Origin of the sequence: Flavobacterium succinicans, from assembly GCF_001662485.1 — a bacterium.
GTDB lineage: Bacteria > Bacteroidota > Bacteroidia > Flavobacteriales > Flavobacteriaceae > Flavobacterium > Flavobacterium succinicans_A.
In genome coordinates this window covers 1-22,668 of the sequence record NZ_JMTM01000016.1, presented here as the reverse complement: position 1 = coordinate 22,668, position 22,668 = coordinate 1, and the positions used below count along the sequence as shown (strand labels likewise).

Here is a 22,668-nt window from a genome sequence, read left to right as displayed (position 1 = left end):
TTGAGCAGAACAACCAGTAGCTGTTATAGTAGTTGTTAAAGTATAAGTTGTTGTTACCGTTGGATTTGCTATTGGATTCGCCTTAGTAGCATCGTCTAATCCTGTTGTAGGAAGCCATGAGTAAGTCATTCCACTAACTGGAGCAGCTCCAATTTCTTTCCCAGAAGTATTAGCTATACAAGTTTTTGTAAAATCATCACCGGCATTAGCTGTTGGTGCCAATTCATCTACTGTGACTACGACAGTATCTTGAGCAGAACAACCAGTAGCTGTTATAGTAGTTGTTAAAGTATAAGTTGTTGTTACCGTTGGATTTGCTATTGGATTCGCCTTAGTAGCATCGTCTAATCCTGTTGTAGGAAGCCATGAGTAAGTCATTCCACTAACTGGAGCAGCTCCAATTTCTTTCCCAGAAGTATTAGCTACACAAGTTTTTGTAAAATCATTACCGGCATTAGCTGTTGGAAGTGGATTAATTGTAACGTCAACTTCAGAGCCCAAAGAACTATAACATCCTTCTGGGGTACTTTTACTCCACAAATATACTTTCCCTGGAGTTGCATAACTTGTGGTGTTGGTGATTTGTGCTAATCGACTTGAAGTAGTTCCTGTCCACCATTCGTATACAAATCCACTAACTGGAGCGGGTTGAAGTGTTGTTAAATCAACTGTCTGTGTAGGACAAATGTTCGCAAGTGTTGCACTTGAAGCAATTGGGTTTTGTGTATTCAAGACCGTCACAGTAACTTCATCAAAATTGGTACAACCTGAGCTAGTTTCGGTTGCTGTTACTCTATATGTTGTGGTAACTGAAGGATTGGCTATAGGTGTTGCAATAGTGGTGCTAGACAACCCCGTTGATGGTGTCCAAGAATAAGTTACACTTTGCCCTTGAATCACAGAACCAATTTGTTTTCCTGTTGTATTCAATGTACAGCTTTTAGTAAAATCAGCTCCTGCACTTACGGAGGGAACTGTAGTGATAACTGTTACTTTTACCGAACTTGTTGCTGTACAAGTACCGTCTGATGCTGTCAGCACATAAGTAGTCGTTTCTGTTGGATTTGCTATTGGGTTAGCTATTGTAGGGTCGTCCAAACCTGTAGTTGGTAACCAAGAATAACTTATACCATTTACTGGGGTCATACCAATTTGCTTTCCATTCGGATTGATGAGACAAGTTTTTATAAATGCAGTTCCAGCGTTGGCAACTGGCGAAGCTGTACTATTTATAGTGACCCCTTGATCCAAATCGACAGTACCACAAGTTGAATTAGAAGCTTGAACGGTAAAATTATTTGCGCCAACAGTTAATTGATTGGCTGGAATAGTAAACGTTAAATCCAAACCATTTCCTGTTTGACTTGGTATTGACGAAACTGGAACACCATTTTTCTTGATTAGATATACTATTTGAGCTTGTGATGCCTTTACTTTAATTGTTGCAGTAAAACCTTGACAGATATCGGTTTTTTCAACAGCTAATGTTTTAATTGGTGTCGACTGAGAAATCGTAATCAAATCTGTTAAATAATCGGTACACTTTGAATTGGCTCCGTTTGAGGTCTTAACCTTTAAAGTGGTTCCTGCAGCAAAAATAAAGGAGCTCGGAAAACTAATGGTTAGATTTCCTCCAGTACCTGTCCCTGAAAGAGTAGGAACAAATGAATCGCCATTCATTTTAACAATTTCATACAAATAACCTGTTTGGGTGTTACTTATTGTTACTGTTTTAGTTGCCGGAGCCAAGCACAAATCGATATCAGAAACAGCCAAATTTACATTTGGGTTAGGATCTACTCTAACATCAACTGTTGAGGTATATATAGGTGGATTAACACAAGCTAAAAAATCTTTTAGTTTAAAGGTAGCTCTATATTTTATAGTTTCTACTGGAGATAAAATAACTGGCATACCAGTCGCAATAACGGTTTGGCTGGCGTCTGCGTCATCTGTCCAAGTAATGTCGTACAAACCGTTCGTAGCAGAAATGGCACCTAAAGTAGTTGGACTCATAGGACAAACTACTGGATCAGATACAATGGCTCTGGGTGTTGTTATATTGGTAGAAATAGCTACATTTTGATCTACAGCATAACAAGAACTTGCTACACGTACAAAGTAATTTCCTGTACCTAAGTTTACAAAAGAATGTTCTGTTTTGGAGGTGTCATTTTCTATGTGTGTTGCAATTGGTGTACTTGGATTAGCAGTGCTAAACAAACTAAAGGTAATAGGATAGGTATACGTTCCCCCAGTTATTTGCGCACCAATTATCCCCGTATTATTTTTATTGGCATCACAAATTACAGCAGCTGTAGAAACTGTGAAATTTTGATAGTTTGGTATTACAACTTCCTTAAAATATGATGTTGGAGAATTCCTTTTCTCTCCCGTAGAATAGCCTAAGCCAATTCCGTTATATTGCACAAAATATGAACCCGAAGGTAAATTAACAAAGGTAGCGGTTCCATTTCCGGTTCGATTAACCGCTTGAATAAAATTACCAATACCTCCGGATGAGTTCTTAGCATATAAATATACATCTGCTGAAGGTGCCCAGTTTGTACCAAAAGCAAAACCATTTCTATTCAAATTGAAAGTAATCGAATTGGAATTGTTGCACCCTTGAGTTATATTGACTGTGGGGGCATAATTTGCATAGTTAGTATTAGTTGATGTGAACACTCTTGAATTTGAGCAACCATCAGTCAATGTAAAACGATACTCTCCGGGTGGTAAATCATAAATACCTCCCAAAATGCCAGGATCTGAATTCCATGTAACAAACATGGGAAAGTTATAAGTATAAGTACCCGCAAGATTAAGGGGCTCAGCTGCTGTATGGTTAATTAAAGTTTGCCCGTCTGTACGATCTATTCTTACGGTTAAAGGATACTTTATACCAGAATTGTAAATAGGAAAACTAAAGCCGGAAGTTCCTGCTAATACAGAAGCTGTAGGGTTAATCGTTGCTGTTGCCAAAGGATTGGTTAAAGTTCCTGCATTATAGTAATTGACTACAGTATGGTATTGGTCTGAAACCGTTACTCGATAGTATCCTCCTTGATTAACTGTATAAGTTGATGAAGCAGATGGGATGGAAGCATTAGGATCTGTAGTGACATTCAAATCGTTGGTAGATAAGGCAGGGTCAGGAGAAATATCTGAGCCAGACAGAACTTGATAAACATCGGGGCCTGTAGAAACTCTTCGGGCAATTTCGACAGTATTGTTAGGGCAAAAATATATATTTCTATCTACAAATGAACCTTGTACATAATCTTGATCACCAAAAATTGAAAACCTTAACTTTAAACTACAATCATTATCCACAATCACTCTAGGGGTATAATTATACCAATTGTCTGGCATTTGTACAGGACTAGTTCTTGTAAGTACGCCACATTCCCAATTGAAAGTAGTTGTAACCGACATATTATGAACTAATTGCGGACCATTTACAGCCGCAGGATCGTACATAAACCCATTTCTTGCTGCCACATAAGTTAATGGATAATCAACCCCTGCTATGGTAATTTTAGCATTGCCGGGTTGCTGTAATACCGCTAGTCTTGCAGGAGTCAAATTACTTAAATTGATGTAGAATTTAATTTTAGATTGATTTGGGTCCGAACAGTCTCTAATAAAGTTATAGGCTCTAAAACCATAGGCTAAGGCAGCAGGCACTGCAGTTGATGTAATATTACTTTGTGTTACGGATACTTGACATCCCGGATTTCCGTTTACTTTATCAGTAACTTCAATGGTAACATTCTCGCCCGCTTTGATATTATTAAACAGTTGTGTTCTAGCGCCATTAGTTACTGTTTGAACACCAAAAGCAGAAGTTAGTTTATAGTCAAAAGGCCCTGTTCCTCCAGTTACTGTAGCCGTAAATGTTCCGTTTTGAACATATCCTGTACTCGTTAAAGAACAAGTAGGAGCAGTACTCGACAGCGTTAACGTCATTGGAGTATAACTCGTGGTAACGGTTACTGGATTAGAAGCAAAATTAGTTGTAGTTATCCCATTAGAAACGGCTATATTGTATTTTCCTGCTGGTAGCGTTTCAAAAGTGATATCTCCACCAGTTTCTGAGAATAACAAGGTTTGTGTCTGACTTGTTACAGGTGTATTCGAAGGCCCTGTTACGGGAACTAGTGTTGCAAAACGAGTGGAGCAACCCGTTTGCCCAGTTGGAATCCCCACTTTAATCGACCCATTAGAAAAACAAGTTCCATTTGTTCTTGTAACTGTAAAATTTGATATATTACATTGAGCTAATCCCCAAAAGGAAGTTAGAAAAGCAAGTAACGTATAGATTTTAATATATTTCATTCTTAATTAGTGATTTTATTTGGTAAGTAAAATAGCAAGCAGTATATATTTATAAATAAAAAATTAAACCCATTTTAGCTTTTCAACTAAAAGAAAAATGATAACCTTTTCTTACTTCGATAATACAAAAACAAATGAATGTTTAAGTGAATATTTAAGGTAATAACACGTAATCTAATGACTACAAAATCAAAATATAGGTTACAAAATTAATAGATAATTGATTATATACTGTTAATAGTCAAAATTTTAAGAATATAATCGATGAAGTGTATAGTTTCTTCGATTAAATACAATTGCTAATCAGTATAATATTGTCAATTCAGGCTTATAAAGCAAAAAACATCAACGAAAACGCATACTACGCAGGACATTTTTTCTTTTTTCTCAATTAGAATTTGTAGACCTAATTTTACATTTTTAAATGTTTAACAGCTGTTTAGGAAATATTAATTTGTTTTGCTTTTTTATTAATTCCCTTCAAAAAAGAAACCATATGATTAAACTAGAAACACTATTTGAGAATGTTTCAATTAATAGTACAAATAATATTAGGAAAAGGGAAGGAGTGAGGGTTTTAAAAATGTTGTAAACGCTAATGAAACAGGCAACTTATCTCAAGTGTAACTCTGTATTTATCAGATTTACAATTGTTTTTAAATTTTTTTTTAAAAAATTAATTTTTATGGAGGATTAATTCGGAAGTGATTATATATTTTGGAACGATTTCCAGAAAACGGAATTTTTATCCCTAAACAAAGTAAAATAGTAGGGTTACTACCTATGCAAAAGCAAGGAATATTTTGCATAGCTCAAAGAAATGTTTACGAAATTATAGGATTTATTGGTTTAAAATAAGGGGTTTGTATTTAGTCAGGGAAAAATACTTTAGAATTAAATAAAAAGATATAAAATTATATTCTTGATTAAGTGTCTATTTCTGACAAATTAATACTTTGAAAAAAGATTGTCTTTTAAATACCGAATAAGCCTGTATGCACTTTTTTGAAAGTATTTTTTTTTAGAAAAACAGTAAGGCTAAATTCACAATAACAAGAATTTAGGAGTAGAGTTGGATTTAATTATTCAATTAAAAAAGCATGAAAGCTTGAATAAACCTTCATGCTTTTAACTTACAATTGTACTGTAGCTTAAATAGAGTATTTAAAATTTAAGTAGAAGGTATTATTTATGAAATTTAAACTTTCTTTTGAACCTGAATTAATTCTAAATGCTTTAGAAAAGCGGTATCCAATACCTAATCGTATCGATTCATTAATATAAAAATCATTTTCTACACCAATATGGGGTTGCAAGAATAATCCTTTGAATTCTTCTTGTTTTGCCAAATCGTAACTAATGCTATTAATCATTTGTTCTCCTTTAAGTATTGTAGTGCCTGTAAATCCTGAATTGATTTTTACACATACTTCTTTGCCATATGAAGTATAGATGTCATAGCTAATAGTATTTTGAATGCCTATATAATTTGTATTCCAAGAATAATCAAATGTGCCATTTTTACCTTTAGCATTGAATTGTTGATAGGAAAGACCTGCTTTGTATTGCCATTTCGAATCATATGAAATATTCCATTGGTAACCAAAATCAACCATAAACCCGTTATCAGATTTGACATTAGAATTTGTTTGTCCTGAAGAATTCTTGTAATCATATTTCGTAAAATTCTGCCCTAAGTTAAAATAATAACCTTGCGCTTTTGCCGCTGCAACTGTTAGGAATAATAGAATAATAAAAGTTAGTTGTCTCATTTTTTCGTTTTTTAAAAGATTGTTTATTTCATTCGCCTGAAAGCTTTTCAGAATATTTTAATATAGCCAAAAGGTATTACACTAGTTTTTTTTGACCAAAGATTTAATTATAGTAAATAATTATCCGTCCATTTCCTGTATTAAAGTTGGAAATGTTAGAAACTTGTACAACAGAAGCGTGTGTCCATGAAGAGCCGCCACCTCCTGAACCTTGAGCGTTACCGCCACCAGCACCGCCACCTCCGCCAAAATAGCCACCTCCGCCACCGCCACCGCCATTCCATCCGGCACTTGCCCCAGCAACGATTCCACCTGCACCACCATTGATTGCTGCACCAGCAGTAGGATTCGTTGAATTACCATCAGAAGGCGTACCTGCCACACCACCCGCAGTTTGACTCGCTCCACCACCTCTTGTTGGGGTTCCGCCATAATTTGAGGTAGCGCTTATACCGTTTAATCCGCCTCCTGCCCCTCCATTACCAGCAAAACCACTGGTAGGAGTGCCACCACCGCCACCTGCTATTAACAAAGCATTGGCTTGTGTGACTGGAGCTGCGGTAGAAATAGCACTTAGACCTCCACCAGCTCTAGCGATAGTTCCAAAAATAGTTGAGCGCCCTCCATTACCTGCAAAACCATATACCGCAATGTTTGTGGTCGGTTGGCCTCCTACAGTTATTTGCAAGATATCGCCTGGGGCAACTGTTACAATACCGCTAACTTTACCTCCTCTACCGGCAACATTGGTTCCGGCAGACCCTCCTTGTGCTCCAGCTACATCAACAAATATTCTTGTAACACCTGCTGGAACTGTCCATGTTTGAATTGCACCTGTATAATTAAATCTAACAAATTTGGTGTATACAGGCTTTAACTGCAAAAACTGCGGAGTAAGTTGAGCCAATGCAAAAAATGGTAAAAGGAATAAAACAATTATCTTTTTCATTTATGTAAATTTTTTTTTATCGGTCATATATGGTATGCTTCATCAATTCGCTTCGTTCGGGTCGCCTTTTACTTATCGGTGTTTGTTTGTAGCAAAACTGTGGTTAATGACGACTTCATAATAAAACAATTAAAAAGAGGTATCTCCTGATAAAAATGCCGTAGTTGAAGAAGTTAACATAATACCAATAGACGAACCTGATGTTCTACTAAACGTGCCTAATGCACTTGTTATAGTAACTCCGGAACCAACCACATTTACTTGTCCAGCGCCTGCTTGAATGATTTGACATGAAAATCCTGCCGATAAAGAGGAAGGAATTGTTACGGTAACCGTTGTTGCACTATTGACAACTAGTACACCACCATTGTCTGTTGCAGCTATACTAAAATCAGCAGTTCTACTTGAAACCGCTGTTGCTATGGCTCCAGCTTGCCAAGTTGCATTTCCAGAGGCATCTGAAGTTAATACTCTTCCAGCTCCTGGTGTTCCAGCACCTGCAAAACGAACAGATCCCGTAGTGTGTAATTGGGCGGCTGGCGCTGTTGTTCCAATTCCCACATTACCATTAGCTTGCCATGTCATCACATTACTTGTGGTAACACCAGCTCCATCATTCATTGCTAAATCTAACCTTGAAGTAGCATTAATTGAATTTGCATATGATCCTAAATTAAATTGGGCAATATTTTCCCATTTTAATCCTGGATTTTGTGGACGCATCAATCTAAAAACTGGAGCATCAGCATTTATTGTGCTTGTAGCCGTTACATTACTGTTTACATGTAGCGTTGAGTTAGGAGATGTTGTACCAATTCCTATGTTTCCATTGCTATGAATACGCATTTTTTCTGTGATTGTACCTCCTGCCTCAGCATTGGTACTTGTTAAAAAACGTAGAACTCCTGCTCCAGCTGTAGAGGATGTTGGTGATGCAACTACGATATCACCGACTCTAGAAAAATCATTTCCATTTTCAGTAGATGTATTTATATAATGTTGGAAACTTAATCCTTCATCTGTTGCACCATTATAAATTCTATTCGCAGTAAGATTACCAGAATTACCGAAATGCAATTGTTGTGTTGGTGAAGATTTGTGAATACCAATATTTCCATTTCCTTTAACTATAAAAATGTTTCGTGTTGGTATGCTTGAAGAATTCACACCTGTAGATGCCTCAATTAAAGTATTCGTGGTAGTACCAGCAGATCCTACTAATAAAGTGGTGGTATTGCCTTGTGTACCAGAATTATACAATGTAGCCATTGTTCCGCCAAGAGGTGACACCCAAGAGAAATTATTAGTGGCATTTACTACACCCGTTCCGATACTAGCAATATAATTAGTGCCATGGTTAGCCAATTGTCCTATTGGCTGATCTGATCCAATACCAACTGAACCACCAATTGGTTGAAGAACTAGACGTAATGAATTGCCTGTAGAATAATTATGCGCTTGCATTCCAAATGCTGCAGTTGTTGCATAAGTTGACAAGCCATTGTTATTTATACCAGAAGTAACTTGTAAACGAGATAATGGTCTATAAGTAGTGTTGTCCATTAAATGGGCTGTAGAAGCAGGTAAGTTGGCAATATATGCGTTATCATTTACAATTAGTTTACCAATAGGGGAAGTTGAACCTATACCTACGTTTCCGTTTGCTAACCAAGTCATAACATTAGGAATATCCGTGTTGTTAATATTACTTAAATTTAAATCTAAACGAGTGTTTGATTGTCCACCCGTTGTGAAAGATCCTAAATTGAATTGAGCAATATTTTCAAATTTTACACCTTCGTTTCGTGGGCGCATCAATCTAAATATTTCCTCAGAATTAATTGTATTTGTTGCTATAGATGAATTAACTTGTAATCGGGCAGCTGGTGCGTTTGTTCCAATACCTACATTTCCAGTTGTTGGTTGAATTCTCATTCGCTCAATCCAATCATTAGTTGCAAATGTAATAGGTTGATTTCCTGTTGTATTTAATGACAATTGAGTAATTCCTGATAATCCAGCAGCATAGGCTGTACCATCAATTAAACTATTATAAGTTGATCCACTATAACTTGCAAATCGGAATGTTCTTGAAGAACTCGTTACATCTACTGCTGAGAGCGAAGTATTTAAAACAATAGTATTTGTATTACCTGAATTTCTGGATCTAATATCTCCAACTGTTTCAAATTTACTTGTAGGAGAAGTAGTTCCAATACCCACATTAGTTCCATTATCAAAAATAGAACTATCTCCAAGTCCATTCGTACTGGTAAACTTTGAAACAAAGTTCGTTGTTCCATTACCTCCCACTTTATTGTTAAAAGTAGTCCAATCGGTTGTACTCAAAGCACCTCTATTAGTAGCTGAAGCCGTTGGAATATTTAATGTAATAACAGGCGTGGTGGTAGCTGTAGCAACTGTCGAAGAAATATCTGTTCCTGAAGTTCCAATAGTTAAGGCACTTACTTCTGTTACCGTTCCGTTATTTGGTGTTGGTATGTTTAACGTAGCACCTACCAATGAAGCAGCTCCAGTTCCTGTCGTTGTTAAAGTGATTGCATCTTGTTTACCAGAAATTGCAGTTGTAACAAAAGCTGTAGTAGCAATTTGTGTGGTATTGGTGCCCGAAGCAGCTGTTGGTGCTAATGGTGTTCCCGTTAAACTAGGAGAATTTAAAGGTGCTTTAAAGGCTAATTCTGGTACTGTTGGTAAATCAGCTGTACCTCCTAAATCACCCGCTAATTTGATTTTTCCTTTTACGGTTGTAGTAGCATCGGGAGTGGCAGATGATGTAATTAACCCATCAACATAGGCTTTATTTACGGCATCAGTACTTCCTGTAGGTGCATCCGTTAAAAGGATTTTTACTCCCGTTGGCACTGTTAAATTACCCTCCATAGTATCTCCAGCAACATTAACATATCGAGTATCTGTAGATGATATATCTGTAGCTACTTCTAACCAATTGGTTCCATCATATATGAAAGTACGACCATTGTTAGGATTACTTCCATCTGCTACAATGTAAATATCTGATTGTCCTTTAGGAGGACTTGCACTTATAATTGAAGCAGCTAAGTTTGGGTCAACGGTATTACCTGTAAAAACTCTACCAATCATTACAGCGACATTACCATTTGTGTCTGGTACAACGCCATTCACTTTACGAACAGCTCCCGTTACATCAGCTACAGGAATTGTTGATACCGTTGATAAATTGGCGCCTGTGGTTGCTTGTTTTACATAGCCAGCAGTTGTGGTCATATTTGATCCTGTTCCTCCATTTTCAACAGAAATTATTTCACCTATCTTAGCATTCGTAACCGCATCATCTGCAAGTTTTGCTGTGTTAACTGCATTGTCAGTTAATTTAGCTGTGCTAATTCCTGAATCTTTTACTTTAAAAGGGGTTGCAGTAGTTCCAACACCTTCAATAGTTGATAAATCAGCCACTGCACCAAATGACCCTTTGTTTATCCAGGCCACTGCTCCTGTAGTATCTGTAATTAAAACCGACTCAATAGAACCTGGTGCTATTTTAGCAGGTGTAACTGCTGCATCAAGTATTTTAACCGTTGTAATAGCATCATTAGATATTACCGGACTTGAAGCTGAACTTCCTGTACCCGCTAAATCTCCCGCTAATTGAATTTTCCCTGTCGCGGTTGACGTTGCGTCAAGCGTTGCATTAGTTCCTATCTGAGTGTCAACATAGGTTTTTACCGCATTCTGAGTTGGAAACAACACATCACTTGTTCCTAAGGTAGTAACGTCAGATTTATTTACTGAGTTTTCTTTAGTATCCAATGCCGTTTGTGTAGCCGTTGAAATAGGCTTATTAGCATCCGAAGTATTGTCTACATTTCCTAAACCTACTGCAGATTTATCTAAGGTTTGCCACGTTTTATCGCCTCTATAATATTGAGTTGTTGTTCCTGCGGTAATCGTATTTTCTTTGTTTGCTAATCCTGGAACGGTAGGAGCATCAGCTGTACCACCTAAATCTCCTGCTAATTGAAGTTTTCCTTTTACAGAAGCTGTAGCATCTGGCGTTGCATTAGTTCCTATCTGAGTGTCAACATAGGTTCTAACAGCATTTTGAGTGGGAAACAATACATCGCTATTTCCCAAAGTGGTTATTGTTGATTTGTTTGCTGCGTTTTCTTTAGTATCTAATGCGGTTTGAACAGCGGTAGAAACGGGTTTATTTGCATCTGTTGTATTGTCTACATTACTCAAACCAACTGCGGATTTGTCTAAGGTTTGCCACGTTTTATCACCTCTCCAATATTGTGCAGTTGTACCTGCGGTAATCGAATTTTCTTTGTTTGCTAATCCTGGAACGGTAGGAGCATCAGCTGTACCCCCTAAATCGCCAGCTAATTGAATTTTTCCTTTCGCTAAAGAGGTGGCGTCTGGTGTAGCCCCTGCTGAAACGGCACTTGAAACGGCTGTACTTACAAAGGCTGTTGTTGCCACTGATGTATCATTATCCCCTGCTGTAGCTGTTGTAGCTGTAGCATCACCTGTAAATGCAGGAGAAGCCAAAGGTGCTTTTAAAGCCAGTCCTGGTACGGTTGGCAAATCTGCTGTACCTCCTAAATCTCCTGCTAATTTTACTTTTCCTTTTACGGTAGTGGAAGCGTCTGGAGTAGTGTTAAGAGCAAAACTTGAAATTAATTGATTATCGACATAGGTTTTAACTGCATTTTGTGTGGGATACAACACATCACTTGTTCCTAAAGCTATATCTGTCGCTTTATTAGCCACATCTTCTTTTGTATTTAATGCGGTTTGAACAGCGGTAGAAACGGGTTTATTTGCATCTGTTGTATTGTCTACATTGCTTAAACCAACTGCTGATTTATCTAAGGTTTGCCACGTTTTATCGCCTCTCCAATATTGTGCAGTTGTACCTGCGGTAATTGTATTTTCTTTGTTTGCTAATCCTGGAACGGAAGGAGCATCAGCTGTTCCGCCTAAATCTCCCGCTAATTTTACTTTTCCTTTTAGCGCTGCGGTAGCGTCTGGAGTGGCATTATTAGCAACAAAAGTTTCAACAGCGGATACACTCGGATACAAAGTTGTTGATCCGGTATTTGAAGTTATACTTGAGGTTAAATTTGCAGTTGTTTGCGCCCCTGCAACGTCAGCTACAGGAATGGTAGGGCTAGCTGACATAGCAGTGGTCCCATTTCCTTTAACATATCCAGTTAAAGTAGCCGCACCAGTTCCTCCGTTGGGTACAGAAATAATTTCCCCAATTTTAGCATTTGTAACGGCTCCATTGGCAAGCTTTGCATTTGTTACTGCATTATCTGCTATTTTAGCGGAAACAATCCCTAAGTCCTTAACTTTAAAAGGATTTGTAGCTGTACCGGTTCCTTCAATAGTATTCATATCTGATACTGCTAGAAATGAATTGCTATTTACCCAAGCAACATTTCCAGTAGCGTCTGTAACTAGGACGGTATTATTAGCTCCTGAAGCAATTTTAATTGGAGTAACTGCACCATTCAAAATTTTAGCAGAAGTGATGGCATTATTTGAAATTACAGGTGCCTTAGCGGTTGTTCCCGTTCCGCCTAAATCACCTGCTAATTGAATAATACCTGTACTTATAGCAGTGGCTTCGTTTACATGAGCATTTGCGGCATAGAAAGCAAAAGGAACATATGTAAAAGGTTGATTGCTTATTTCTGTAAAATCAGTGCAGTTTGCCTCTACATCTAAATCTACTTTTAAACTTTTAGTGGTATTATTCCATAAGATATTGGAAAATGTAGCAGCATACCCACCAATTGGTTGTCCCGTACCAATTACTAAATTTACAATACCATGAGCGTCTGTAGTTATCTTATGTGTTTCTATGTATTCTAAATTTGATTTTGAATCTAGAAATGAAAACTTCAAACAAATTAACTTATTAGATAAAGGAGCATTAAAATTATTTGCCCCAGGTAATTGTTCTCCTGAAGGATTAATTATTAAAGCTTGATAAGAAATTCCATTTTGCGAAAATCCTAGTAACGATATAAAAAAAATCAATAAAAAGTATACTTTTCTCATAGTTTAACTGGTTTAGTTACATTCATTATTTGGTGTTTTTTGATAATTTTTTAATACATTATTGTTTAATTACTTTAACGGAATAAACAAATTTTTCCGAACTAAGTTTGACTAAATATAATGCGCTAGATAGTTTGGTTAAATTTAATGTTAGCACATTATTTTGATTTATAGCTGTTTCTGTGTGAACTATTCGTCCTAAAACATCAAATACCATTACCTCTATTTTGTTTCCGGGCGAAGTTGAAAACGAAAAATTAACATCTGTAACAAAAGGATTGGGGAAAACAGTAGTAACGATTGAAATTGTGTTTTGTTCTAAAATTTTGCTCCAATTGCTCTGTTGAAAACCTTGTTGCACAATGTAACCATTAGATGAAGTACCAGTTACAGATTGTTGACCAATAGTATATCTTACAAATTGACCACTTTCAGTAACTTTTGAACCACCTTGAGCACTTATCATTTCATGGTGAAGTTGTTGTGCATCAGTCATTTCATAAATAAAAGTAAGTAAAATTATAAACAATAGGCGCATTTTTAGAAATTTAATTTGTTTAACATTTAAAAAAAAAAGATAAAATTCATTGATAAGCTCTTGCATTGTTTAAAAAAAAAGAGCCCTTTATTATTTTGATAGTACAAATCATTTGTGTTTTTATTTTAACAACACGTATTTTTACGTAATTAAATAAGCACAAAAAATAAATCGGTTGCAATGATAGTAATTTTTGTTTTTGTAAATCATTAAAAATCAAATTTTTAATGTGTAATCCGATATAGCGTAAGATTTGTTCTATAAAACGAACCTAACTATCGCAAAAAAAAAAATCAAATTGCATAAAAAGAATACTATTGATTCTACATTAATAAGTAAAGCATGATCTTTAGTTTTATCTTTTAAATATTTAACAACTTGATTAAATATTGCATTTTCAACAACTAGGTTGTAGATCACAAAAAAGAAACCATTTGAATACGATAAAACACCTATTTGATTTGTTTTACTTAAAATTTTGATGTTTTTAAAAAAAAAGGGAAGGGGAGAAGTGATGCAAAACGTGGTAAAAGCCAATAAAACAGGGAGATTGTTTTATTCAAATCTAAAACCTTAAGATTGCTAATTTTTATTTGTTTTCTATCAAAAATTTTAAAAAAGAGTATTAGGAAAGTTGGAATAATTCCATTTTTTGGAACAAATTCCAATTAAAAGAATCGTTTCCATATACCGATCAAAATATTTGCTATGAAGTAGTCTTAGGTTTGCATTGGAAATATAGTTTGATAAACCCAGAATCCGCATTAGACTTCGTAGCGAAACTAAATTATTCAATAAAAGAAAGAGCTCACGGACTATTTTTGAAGAAGGAAACAACGTTCAGTGAAAACCTATATAAAATAGAAACCAATGAGCTAATACTTTTGTATTTTGAATTTAAAAAACGGGAGTAAGTCCTTGGTTTTGAGGAATAAATTTATTCACTGAGTTCCGCTAAAAAATATAAAAATGGTGAAGTAATTTAGTTGTAGTAGATTGCTAATGCGGAATCTGGGCTTAATTAAGTTTTTTGTTTAAATCTTTAAATAAAGAACTAATAAGCCCCCCAAAACAAAATTTGATTGTTTTCTATTAATCCGTATTGCGCAGCAGTTAGAGGTTCTGAAAATAAAATGAATTCGGGTATATTTCCTGTAAAGCCGTTTTGATTAAAAGCTGTATCTAAAGAACCGGTTGTTAAACCTACGCCAAAAGTAGAACCTGCGGACCAAGTTCGAGAAGTTATATTTTGCGTACTATTATTTCGATCTATTCCACTAACTCGAACAATTTTGCTAGAAGTTGCTCTTATCATAGTGTATTGTTTGTTTTTTCCTAAACCAATAGTGCCATCATTAAAAAAACTTCTATTTAAATCTGTCGATGATCCTAAATCGGTGTACATATTGTTGTCTGGCCAGTTCATGTGTGTAGACCATCGAATGTTGTTGTCACTAATATCAGAATGCCCGAATGAATTATTGGTAATTGTACTATTTTGTACAGTACCAATCATCATTACACTTCCTCTTAATCCACTGCCTAATAAGACCGGCAACGTTTGATTTACGGTTACGTTATGTTTAGCCGTACCCGTAAACACCAAAGAGGCATACTGATTAGTAGGACCGATAACATTTAAACTAAAGACAGCTTGTCTGGCTGTATTTGCCTGTACTCCATGATATCCATTAGCACCTTGATCGTACCAGGTAGAAACAAACAGGGTGCTACCACTTCTAAAACTAGCTAACGTAAGCGTATTTCCTACCGATAATCCACCACCTGCTACAGCGACAGTTACGGTACTATTATCTGAAACAATACTAGTATTATCAAAAGCAACATCTGCTTGGGCGTTGTCTGTTGCTCTACGTATGCGAACAGCAGGTCCTGTGTATAATTGACGTAATTTTCGAGTGCTAAATGCAAAAGAGGGGTTTATGCCTACTTGATCTAGTATAGGCCTATTATCAACAGGGATTATGTAAGGCGTACCTACAACTTGTGCAGTAGCATAAAACCCACATAATAAAGTTAAAGTAAATTTTAAAATGCGTTCCATGATCTCATTTGATTATTTTCTATGTCTTGTATTTCTGCTTGTGATAAGACGTTTTTTAACAATGCTGCTTCTCCTATAAAACCTGTATGACCACTAATTGTTCCCTGGTTGTTATTTCCAATTCCAAAACTAGTATTAGTAGCATCGTAACTATCCGCATTACCAGTTCCGTTAATTTTTTGAATACTACTGACTCTAACTAGCTTATTAGTATTTAAGCGTTGCATAGTATATTGTTTCCATAGACCATTGTTAGTGCCATTAAAAAACGATCGGTTAGTTCCAGAACAACAAATCTCCCCTGCATCAAAATAGACATTTCCATCCGACCAATTGATGTGTGCTGCCCATCTTACATTTGATCCTGACAAATATCCAAATGAACCTGGATTTGCAGCTACAGATGGTGTTACTACTAAGAATAACGTGCCATTAACACCTTGTACGGCTCCATTGGCTGATAATAATACATTGGAAGCAAAGGGACAATATAAATTTTCAACTCCTGAGTATGATAAATAAAATAAACCATTTTGACTCCCAGTAATTAGTGGTTGAGCTGAGGTTGTGTTTTGAATAGCATTTCTAGTATTGCCGCTTTGATCGTACCATATGGTAGCTCTAAGTTGGGGTGCTCCAGAAATAAAAGTACTCCAAGTCATTTGCTGTCCCAAAGTATAAGAACTTGTGCCTACAATAGCAACTGTGCAAATAGAATTAGCACTCGCAATGCCATTCGTGTCAAAAGCGACATCAACTTGAGCATTGGTATCGGTTCGCCGTGCTCGAAAACAAAAACCCGTATAGGATACTCTTGCTTTTCTAAAACTATATAAAAAACTGATATTACTTGAGGCTGTATTATCTAAAACATTCAAATCAACATTTGGAGGAAAAAAACCCAACAATTGCGCTTGAACAAAAAAAGGGACAATAAGCAAAAATAAAACAACTTTTTTCATATTAAAAACGTATTTAATTCTAATATCTTGTTGCCAAATATACATTCACGTTCTTTTCCTATTACTTAAAAAACAAAAGAATTGTTTGCTTTTTGTATTAGTTCCGTATTAACTCATTTTAATTATGAATTTAGAGCTGTAATTAGCTATGTTAAATGTATTCTAATATGTAATAAGTCTATTTTCAATGTATACCCTACTGGTTCCTGCTGCTGCTAAAGTAACGATATTTGTATCGCAATGCAATATTATTACTATTAAAAAAAAATATTTACTTGTGAATTGTCAGTTGTTTTAAATAATTGAGCGAAAAGGCATTTTTATAATTTATGCTATTTTAAATACTAAATATTAAGTAACTTCTTATGTACACTTAGTTTAAGACGTATATGTTATTAATTGACTTGATGTGAGGAAGTTGTTTTTTTGTGTTCAAAATACGATCAACTACAACAACAAATAAAAGCTTTTTGTTGTCATTTTATAGAATTACCAGCTAATAATTACTTGACCATTTCCTGTTGTAAAATTAGCAGTGTTAACAACCGATGTAGCTGTACCAATAACCCAAGAAGAACCTCCTCCGCCAGCGCCATTTGAGGCACCACCACCAGCGCCACCACCACCACCAAAATATCCAGCGCCACCACCGCCGCCGCCAGTCCAACTATTTTGATTAACACTACCTCCCGTGCCACCTAATAAACCTGATCCAGAAGTTGCTAAAGAAGATTGTGGGTCAAAATTTCCACCAGCTGCTCCTCCGCCAGTTTGTGTGCCTCCTTTACCTCCTTCAGAAGTACCACTATATCCTCCTTGAGCTCCATTAGATCCTGTTGTTCCTCCTGCAGCACCCCCAACAAATCCTCCTCCAGAATTTCCACCTCCACCACCAGCTATAGCCAATGCATTAGCTTGCGATATTGTACTTGATGTAAAAATTCCGGCATAACCGCCTCCAGCTCTACCAGCTGTGGCACCTGATCCTCCAGCACCTCCTCCTCCATAAACACTTGTATTAGTACTAGGTTGTCCTCCTACAACAATAAAAATGGTTGATCCAGGCGTTACTGCAATTCTTGCTTGCATTCGTCCACCTTTATTAGCTGAAGTAGACGTACCACCACCACCTTGTGCTCCTTGTACATCCACGGTAATAAAATTTACTCCATTTGGCACAGTCCAAGATTGTTGACTTCCTGTATAATTAAAAGTAATTGACCCAGAAGATACAATCAATAGTGGTATGTATGGTGTACCAACTACTTGTGCCTTTGCACCTAGTACAAATAACAACCCTAAAAAAAACATACTATTTTTCATTACCTAAAATCCTGTTGCCATATATACATATACATTGGTTCCCATTACTAAAAAGGTATAAAGTGTGTGTTTTCCTCCAGCTACTATAGTAACTCCGTTGTTAACATATCTAACAGTAAATCCTGAAGCAGTAAAACTAGATGTTCCAGAAGTAGTTCCTTGCACTGCTAAGGTATAGGTTCCACCATCTTTAAGATTTGTAAGTGTAAATACTCCTGCACTAGCAGTGGTATAGGCCAAATTACTTCTTGAAAAATCAATACTCGTTCCAGCAGCTGCATTGAATGCTGTTGTATTTGTTGCTGCGCCGTTTACTTCTAATTTTGAAGTTGGATTTGAGGTTCCTATTCCTACATTACCTGCTACTGGATTAAGGTTTAATGGCAAATTGGTAGAGAAATTTGCTTTGTCTACCGATTGTACATAGGAGCCATATGGGCTATTCGTATAGGTACCGAAATCCAATGCATGATTGCTACTACCATCTATGCGTAAAGTTGCATTAGATGTTGTACCTGTAGTAGCTGGTTGATTATTTGTTCCTGCTATAGTTAATCGTTGTGAAGGAGCAGAGGTTCCAATCCCTACATTACCATTATTCAAAATACGCATTCGTTCATTAAAAAATGGCGTGGCTGCTGTACCTGTACTAAAAATGATACTTTTTGTGTTATTTGCATTGGCTAAGTACAAATCTTGCCCACTGCCTACAAACGATACATCATTAGCACCTCCTATATTATAAGCTGTTGGGAAGTTAAAATTTGAGTTATTGATACCCATCCATGCAAAACCGGTTGTAGCACTTCCATTGTTTGCCGTCGCTGAATAGCCACTTTGAGCTTGTGTTCCTGTGCTCGTATTTTGAACATTATATTGTAAGAAATCATTAACGCTTCCAGTAGCATTTACTACAGTATTAGCAGTTGTTACACCTGCATTTACATCTAATCTACTAGCTGGAGTAGTGGTTCCAATACCTACATTACCGGTGCCTAACTCTGCATTCATAATCACTGCATCTGTAGAGAAATTTCTAATTTGAAATTTACCTTCACCAGAAGCTATTTTTCCCCAAACACCTGCTCCATTTCCAATTCCAATCCCTGCATAATTTGTTCCAGTTAGAGATGTTACTAATCTAGCAACTTCCGTAGTTTCTGAGTTTACATGTAATTTTGAAACGGGAGTAGAGGTTCCAATACCTACAAAACCATTACTATGAACACGCATTTTTTCAGTGATTGTTCCTCCAGCCTCTGCATTAGTACTAGTTAAAAAACGTAATACTCCTGCACCTGCTGATGCGGAAGTTGGAGATGCTACAACTATATCACCAACTCTAGAAAAATTATTGCCATTTTCACTTGAGGTATTTATATAATGTTGAAAACTGAAACCTTCGTCTGTTGCGCCATTATAGTTTCTGTTAGCCGTTACACTACCAATATTACCTAATTGAAATTGTGCTGTAGGTGATGCTTTGGATATTCCAACATTTCCGCCTCTTCCATTTAAAACTAATGGAGCTGTTGTGCTACCCCATTTTACAGATTGTAAGTAGGAATTAGCATTAGTATTATCAGCCCCCATATATAAGGAAATATCAGTACCAATTGTTTTTCCTGAGATAATTTGCATTCCATGTGTTGAGGTTTCAGTACCGCTAAACAAAGAATTTTGGATGATTTCAACCCTTGATATTGGATTTGTTAATGGTGAAGTGGCTCCAATTCCAATTTTTCCAGTTCTATAAATATCTCCGGCTTTATCACCTCCAGCATCTGTTGTTGTTCCGGCGGTAAACCATGGGGTATTTCTAATATTTCCAATAGTTTGTTTAGATACTTGTCCAGTTGTAGGATCAGGTACCATGACTTCTGTTGCAGTAGTAATTGCTGGTAAAGTGGCAATCCTTGCTGTTCCATTAATATCTGCTTGATAGGAAGGGTTAGTTAGATTAAATCCAACAAATCCGTTAGAATGTTTGACAACTATTGGATTTGGATAAACCCATGAACCTCCATTATCACTTACGACAGCGCCAAGATATGTTAATCCGGATTGATTGTAAATTACAGATGTCTTCTCATTTACATTTGAGGTGGTATGCTCTAAAAAGAATCTTGCGCCACTACCATCATTTGTAGAAAAAATTTGGCCCGAACCAAAAGCTGAGGTTAGATTGGAAGCTCCTCCAGCCTGTAAATGAAATGATTTAAGTGGCGTGGTTTGAGTAGTAGTTCCTGTAGCAATTAGCGTTGATCCATTTCGATAAATAGCATTGGTTTTATCCCCACCAGCATCAGTAGTTGTACCTGCGGTAAACCATGGAGTATTTCTAATATTTGCAATAGTTTGTTTGGATACTTGCGCTGTGGTCGGATCAGGCACCAAAACTTCTGTAGCATTAGTTATAGTAGGTAAAGTAGAAACTTTTAAAGTTCCTACAATATCAACGGTATATGCAGGCAACCAATTAGGATTTACATTGTTTCCAAACAAATAACCGCTAGTGGTTGAAAGCATAGTGATATTATAAGTATTAGTAGGGGTAAGCCATCCTTGATATTGTCTGTCATTATTAACAATTGTAGAAATAGCATTATTTCCACTAACTGAATTTGAAAACAAAAATCCCGAACCAGTCCAACCGGCTGTTGGATTATTTATTGCTCCAATAGAAGCCATTCCTTTCGGAAATGCACCACTAAAATTACTACCGCCAAATGCTGTCAAATTACCATACATTGTAGAAGTAGAAGCACCTCCTGTAATAATCCCACCGCTTCTCCAAATTCCTGAAGTTTTGTCATTACCTGCCTCTGTTGAAGTACCTAGTAATGAAAAAGGAGTTCCAAATGTAGGTGTTGGAATGTTTAAAGTTGCTCCAGTCAAAGTTGCAGCTCCTGTTCCTGTTGTTGTTAATGTTAAGGTATTTTGTTTGGTTGCTAAACCAGGTACAGTAGGTGAATCAGCAGTTCCTCCAAGATCACCTGCTAATTTTACAATTCCTTTTGAAGTTGTTGAAGCATCATTATTGACGTCTATTTCTTTTCCATTTTTGGTAACAACTTTATCTTGGGCATGTACCAAAATAAAATTAAAAATTAAAACTAAAATTAATACCTTTTTCATATGTTTAAATTTTATTTTTTGAGGTAAAATATGTAATCTACTTGATAATCATTAGTTTTACTTACGAAAAAGTAATGTTAATGTTGATTTCATAGTTTATTATTTAGCAACCCTTAGATTTTAATAAGATGTAATGATCTTAATTTTTAATATTAATAGGTCTAAGTTATTAATTTTATCATTTCGAATAACTAAAAAAAATAAGTTAAGAGAGTTTAAGTTGCTTTTTTTGAATTAATTATGTGATTACTGCGCCAGTTCGATCAAAATTTTCGAAACTTTTTTGTTAGAAAAGCAATACAACAGCTTTTTTTGATTTTAATTAGTAATATAATCAAATGTGATTCTATCATTAACTAAGACTACATATCCTCCATTACTTGAACTTGTATAGGCCACAGTTGTTCCTGTCACAGTTATTGCTGCTTTTGGTACTCTAACACCATTCACATACATCGCAATTTTACCGATTGGGGTTGCAGTTAAAGTGAAAGAAACTTGTGCAGCTGCAGCTACAAATTCATCGGTTTCCATTTTCACTATTGAGTTAGCATTCACAGGTTTCCAATTCGTACCATCAAATTGTAATAATTGACCTGTTGTTGGAGTAGTAGCACTTACCGCTGTACCTTGCAATTTGACAACTGATGGTGCTGCAGCTGTTCCTCCTAAATCTCCCGCTAATTGAATTTTTCCTTTTACAGTTGTGGAGGCGTCTGGAGTACTATTTGAAGTTATTTGTGCATCTACATAAGTCTTAACTGCATTTTGTGTAGGGTAGAGTGCATTACTTGTTCCTAAAGCAGTGTTAGTTGATTTGTTGGCAAGATCTTCCTTGTTATTCAAGGCAGTTTGAGTGGCTGTTGAAATGGGTTTATTTGCATCTGATGTATTATCTACATTATTTAATCCAACTGTTGATTTATCAAGTGTTTGCCAAGATTTATCTCCTCTCCAATATTGAGTAGTAGTACCCGCTGCAATTGTTGGCTCTTTGGTGGCAAGACCTGGTACGGTTGGCAAATCAGCTGTTCCACCTAGATCACCTGCTAATTTTACTTTTCCTTTTACCGTTGTGGAGGCGTCTGGAGTAGCGCTATTTGTTACATAAGCTTCTACAGCGGCTACACTAGGATAAAGTGTTGTTGAACCAGTATTTGCTGTGATATTTGAAGCTAGATTTGCTATTGTTTGAGCGCCAACGATGTCAGCAACTGGAATTGTAGCAACCGCCGTCATTGCATTTGTTCCATTCCCTTTTACATAACCTGTGAGCGTTGTTGCTCCTGTTCCTCCATTTGGAACACTAATTGTTTCTGCTAATTTGGCATTGGTTATAATACTATTTGCTAAATCTGAACCGATAATTGTACCGTCTAGTATTTTTTCAGTAGTAACTGCGTCTGTAGCCAATTTTGCATTGGTCACATTGGCGTCAGCAATTTTAATAGTGGTAACTGCGTCTGTAGCTAATTTTGCATTGGTCACATTGGCGTCAGCAATTTTAA

9 protein-coding genes and 1 pseudogene are annotated in these 22,668 nt (G+C 36.3%); all 10 read right to left on the bottom strand.

The features are described from left to right. On the bottom strand, positions 1–4,341 hold a 4,341-nt coding region (locus FLB_RS02060), incomplete at its 3' end, for a hypothetical protein (RefSeq protein WP_157490516.1). 1,151 nt (positions 4,342–5,492) lie between these two features. After that, complete coding sequence (locus FLB_RS02055; RefSeq protein WP_064714308.1) at positions 5,493–6,113, bottom strand: outer membrane beta-barrel protein; 621 nt, start codon at positions 6,111–6,113, stop codon at positions 5,493–5,495. Positions 6,114–6,216: 103 nt separating this feature from the next. After that, positions 6,217–7,062 (bottom strand): glycine-rich protein, encoded by an 846-nt coding sequence (locus FLB_RS02050; RefSeq protein ID WP_064714307.1) that lies wholly within the window; start codon positions 7,060–7,062, stop codon positions 6,217–6,219. A 129-nt stretch (positions 7,063–7,191) separates the two neighbouring features. Further along, positions 7,192–13,134, bottom strand: a complete 5,943-nt coding sequence (locus tag FLB_RS02045; protein ID WP_064714306.1) for a hypothetical protein — start codon at positions 13,132–13,134, stop codon at positions 7,192–7,194. Between the two features lie 58 nt (positions 13,135–13,192). Continuing rightward, a complete protein-coding gene (locus tag FLB_RS02040) occupies positions 13,193–13,738 on the bottom strand; it encodes a T9SS type A sorting domain-containing protein (RefSeq protein ID WP_064714305.1) in 546 nt (181 codons plus the stop codon). Positions 13,739–14,726: 988 nt separating this feature from the next. Then, positions 14,727–15,737, bottom strand: a complete 1,011-nt coding sequence (locus FLB_RS02025) for an arabinofuranosidase catalytic domain-containing protein (protein ID WP_064714302.1) — start codon at positions 15,735–15,737, stop codon at positions 14,727–14,729. Then, positions 15,722–16,699 (bottom strand): hypothetical protein, encoded by a 978-nt coding sequence (locus FLB_RS02020; protein WP_157490515.1) that lies wholly within the window; start codon positions 16,697–16,699, stop codon positions 15,722–15,724. Before FLB_RS02020 ends, FLB_RS02025 begins: the two co-directional genes overlap by 16 nt. A 489-nt stretch (positions 16,700–17,188) precedes the next feature. Beyond that, positions 17,189–18,022: a glycine-rich protein gene (locus FLB_RS02015; RefSeq protein ID WP_082923195.1), complete on the bottom strand. Its 834-nt coding sequence runs from the start codon at positions 18,020–18,022 to the stop codon at positions 17,189–17,191. A gap of 3 nt (positions 18,023–18,025) precedes the next feature. Further along, entirely contained in the window at positions 18,026–21,160 is a 3,135-nt protein-coding gene (locus tag FLB_RS02010; RefSeq protein ID WP_064714299.1) for a beta strand repeat-containing protein, read from the bottom strand. A gap of 318 nt (positions 21,161–21,478) precedes the next feature. Next, positions 21,479–22,668: pseudogene (locus FLB_RS02005) on the bottom strand (hypothetical protein); the annotation flags it as partial.

What these genes read in the sequence shown, in the direction of transcription:
- FLB_RS02055 (WP_064714308.1), bottom strand. Translation starts at nt 6,113, where the DNA reads ATGAGACAACTAACTTTTATTATTCTATTATTCCTAACAGTTGCAGCG.
- FLB_RS02050 (WP_064714307.1), bottom strand. Translation starts at nt 7,062, where the DNA reads ATGAAAAAGATAATTGTTTTATTCCTTTTACCATTTTTTGCATTGGCT.
- FLB_RS02045 (WP_064714306.1), bottom strand. Translation starts at nt 13,134, where the DNA reads ATGAGAAAAGTATACTTTTTATTGATTTTTTTTATATCGTTACTAGGA.
- FLB_RS02040 (WP_064714305.1), bottom strand. Translation starts at nt 13,738, where the DNA reads ATGCAAGAGCTTATCAATGAATTTTATCTTTTTTTTTTAAATGTTAAA.
- FLB_RS02025 (WP_064714302.1), bottom strand. Translation starts at nt 15,737, where the DNA reads ATGGAACGCATTTTAAAATTTACTTTAACTTTATTATGTGGGTTTTAT.
- FLB_RS02020 (WP_157490515.1), bottom strand. Translation starts at nt 16,699, where the DNA reads ATGAAAAAAGTTGTTTTATTTTTGCTTATTGTCCCTTTTTTTGTTCAA.
- FLB_RS02015 (WP_082923195.1), bottom strand. Translation starts at nt 18,022, where the DNA reads ATGAAAAATAGTATGTTTTTTTTAGGGTTGTTATTTGTACTAGGTGCA.
- FLB_RS02010 (WP_064714299.1), bottom strand. Translation starts at nt 21,160, where the DNA reads ATGAAAAAGGTATTAATTTTAGTTTTAATTTTTAATTTTATTTTGGTA.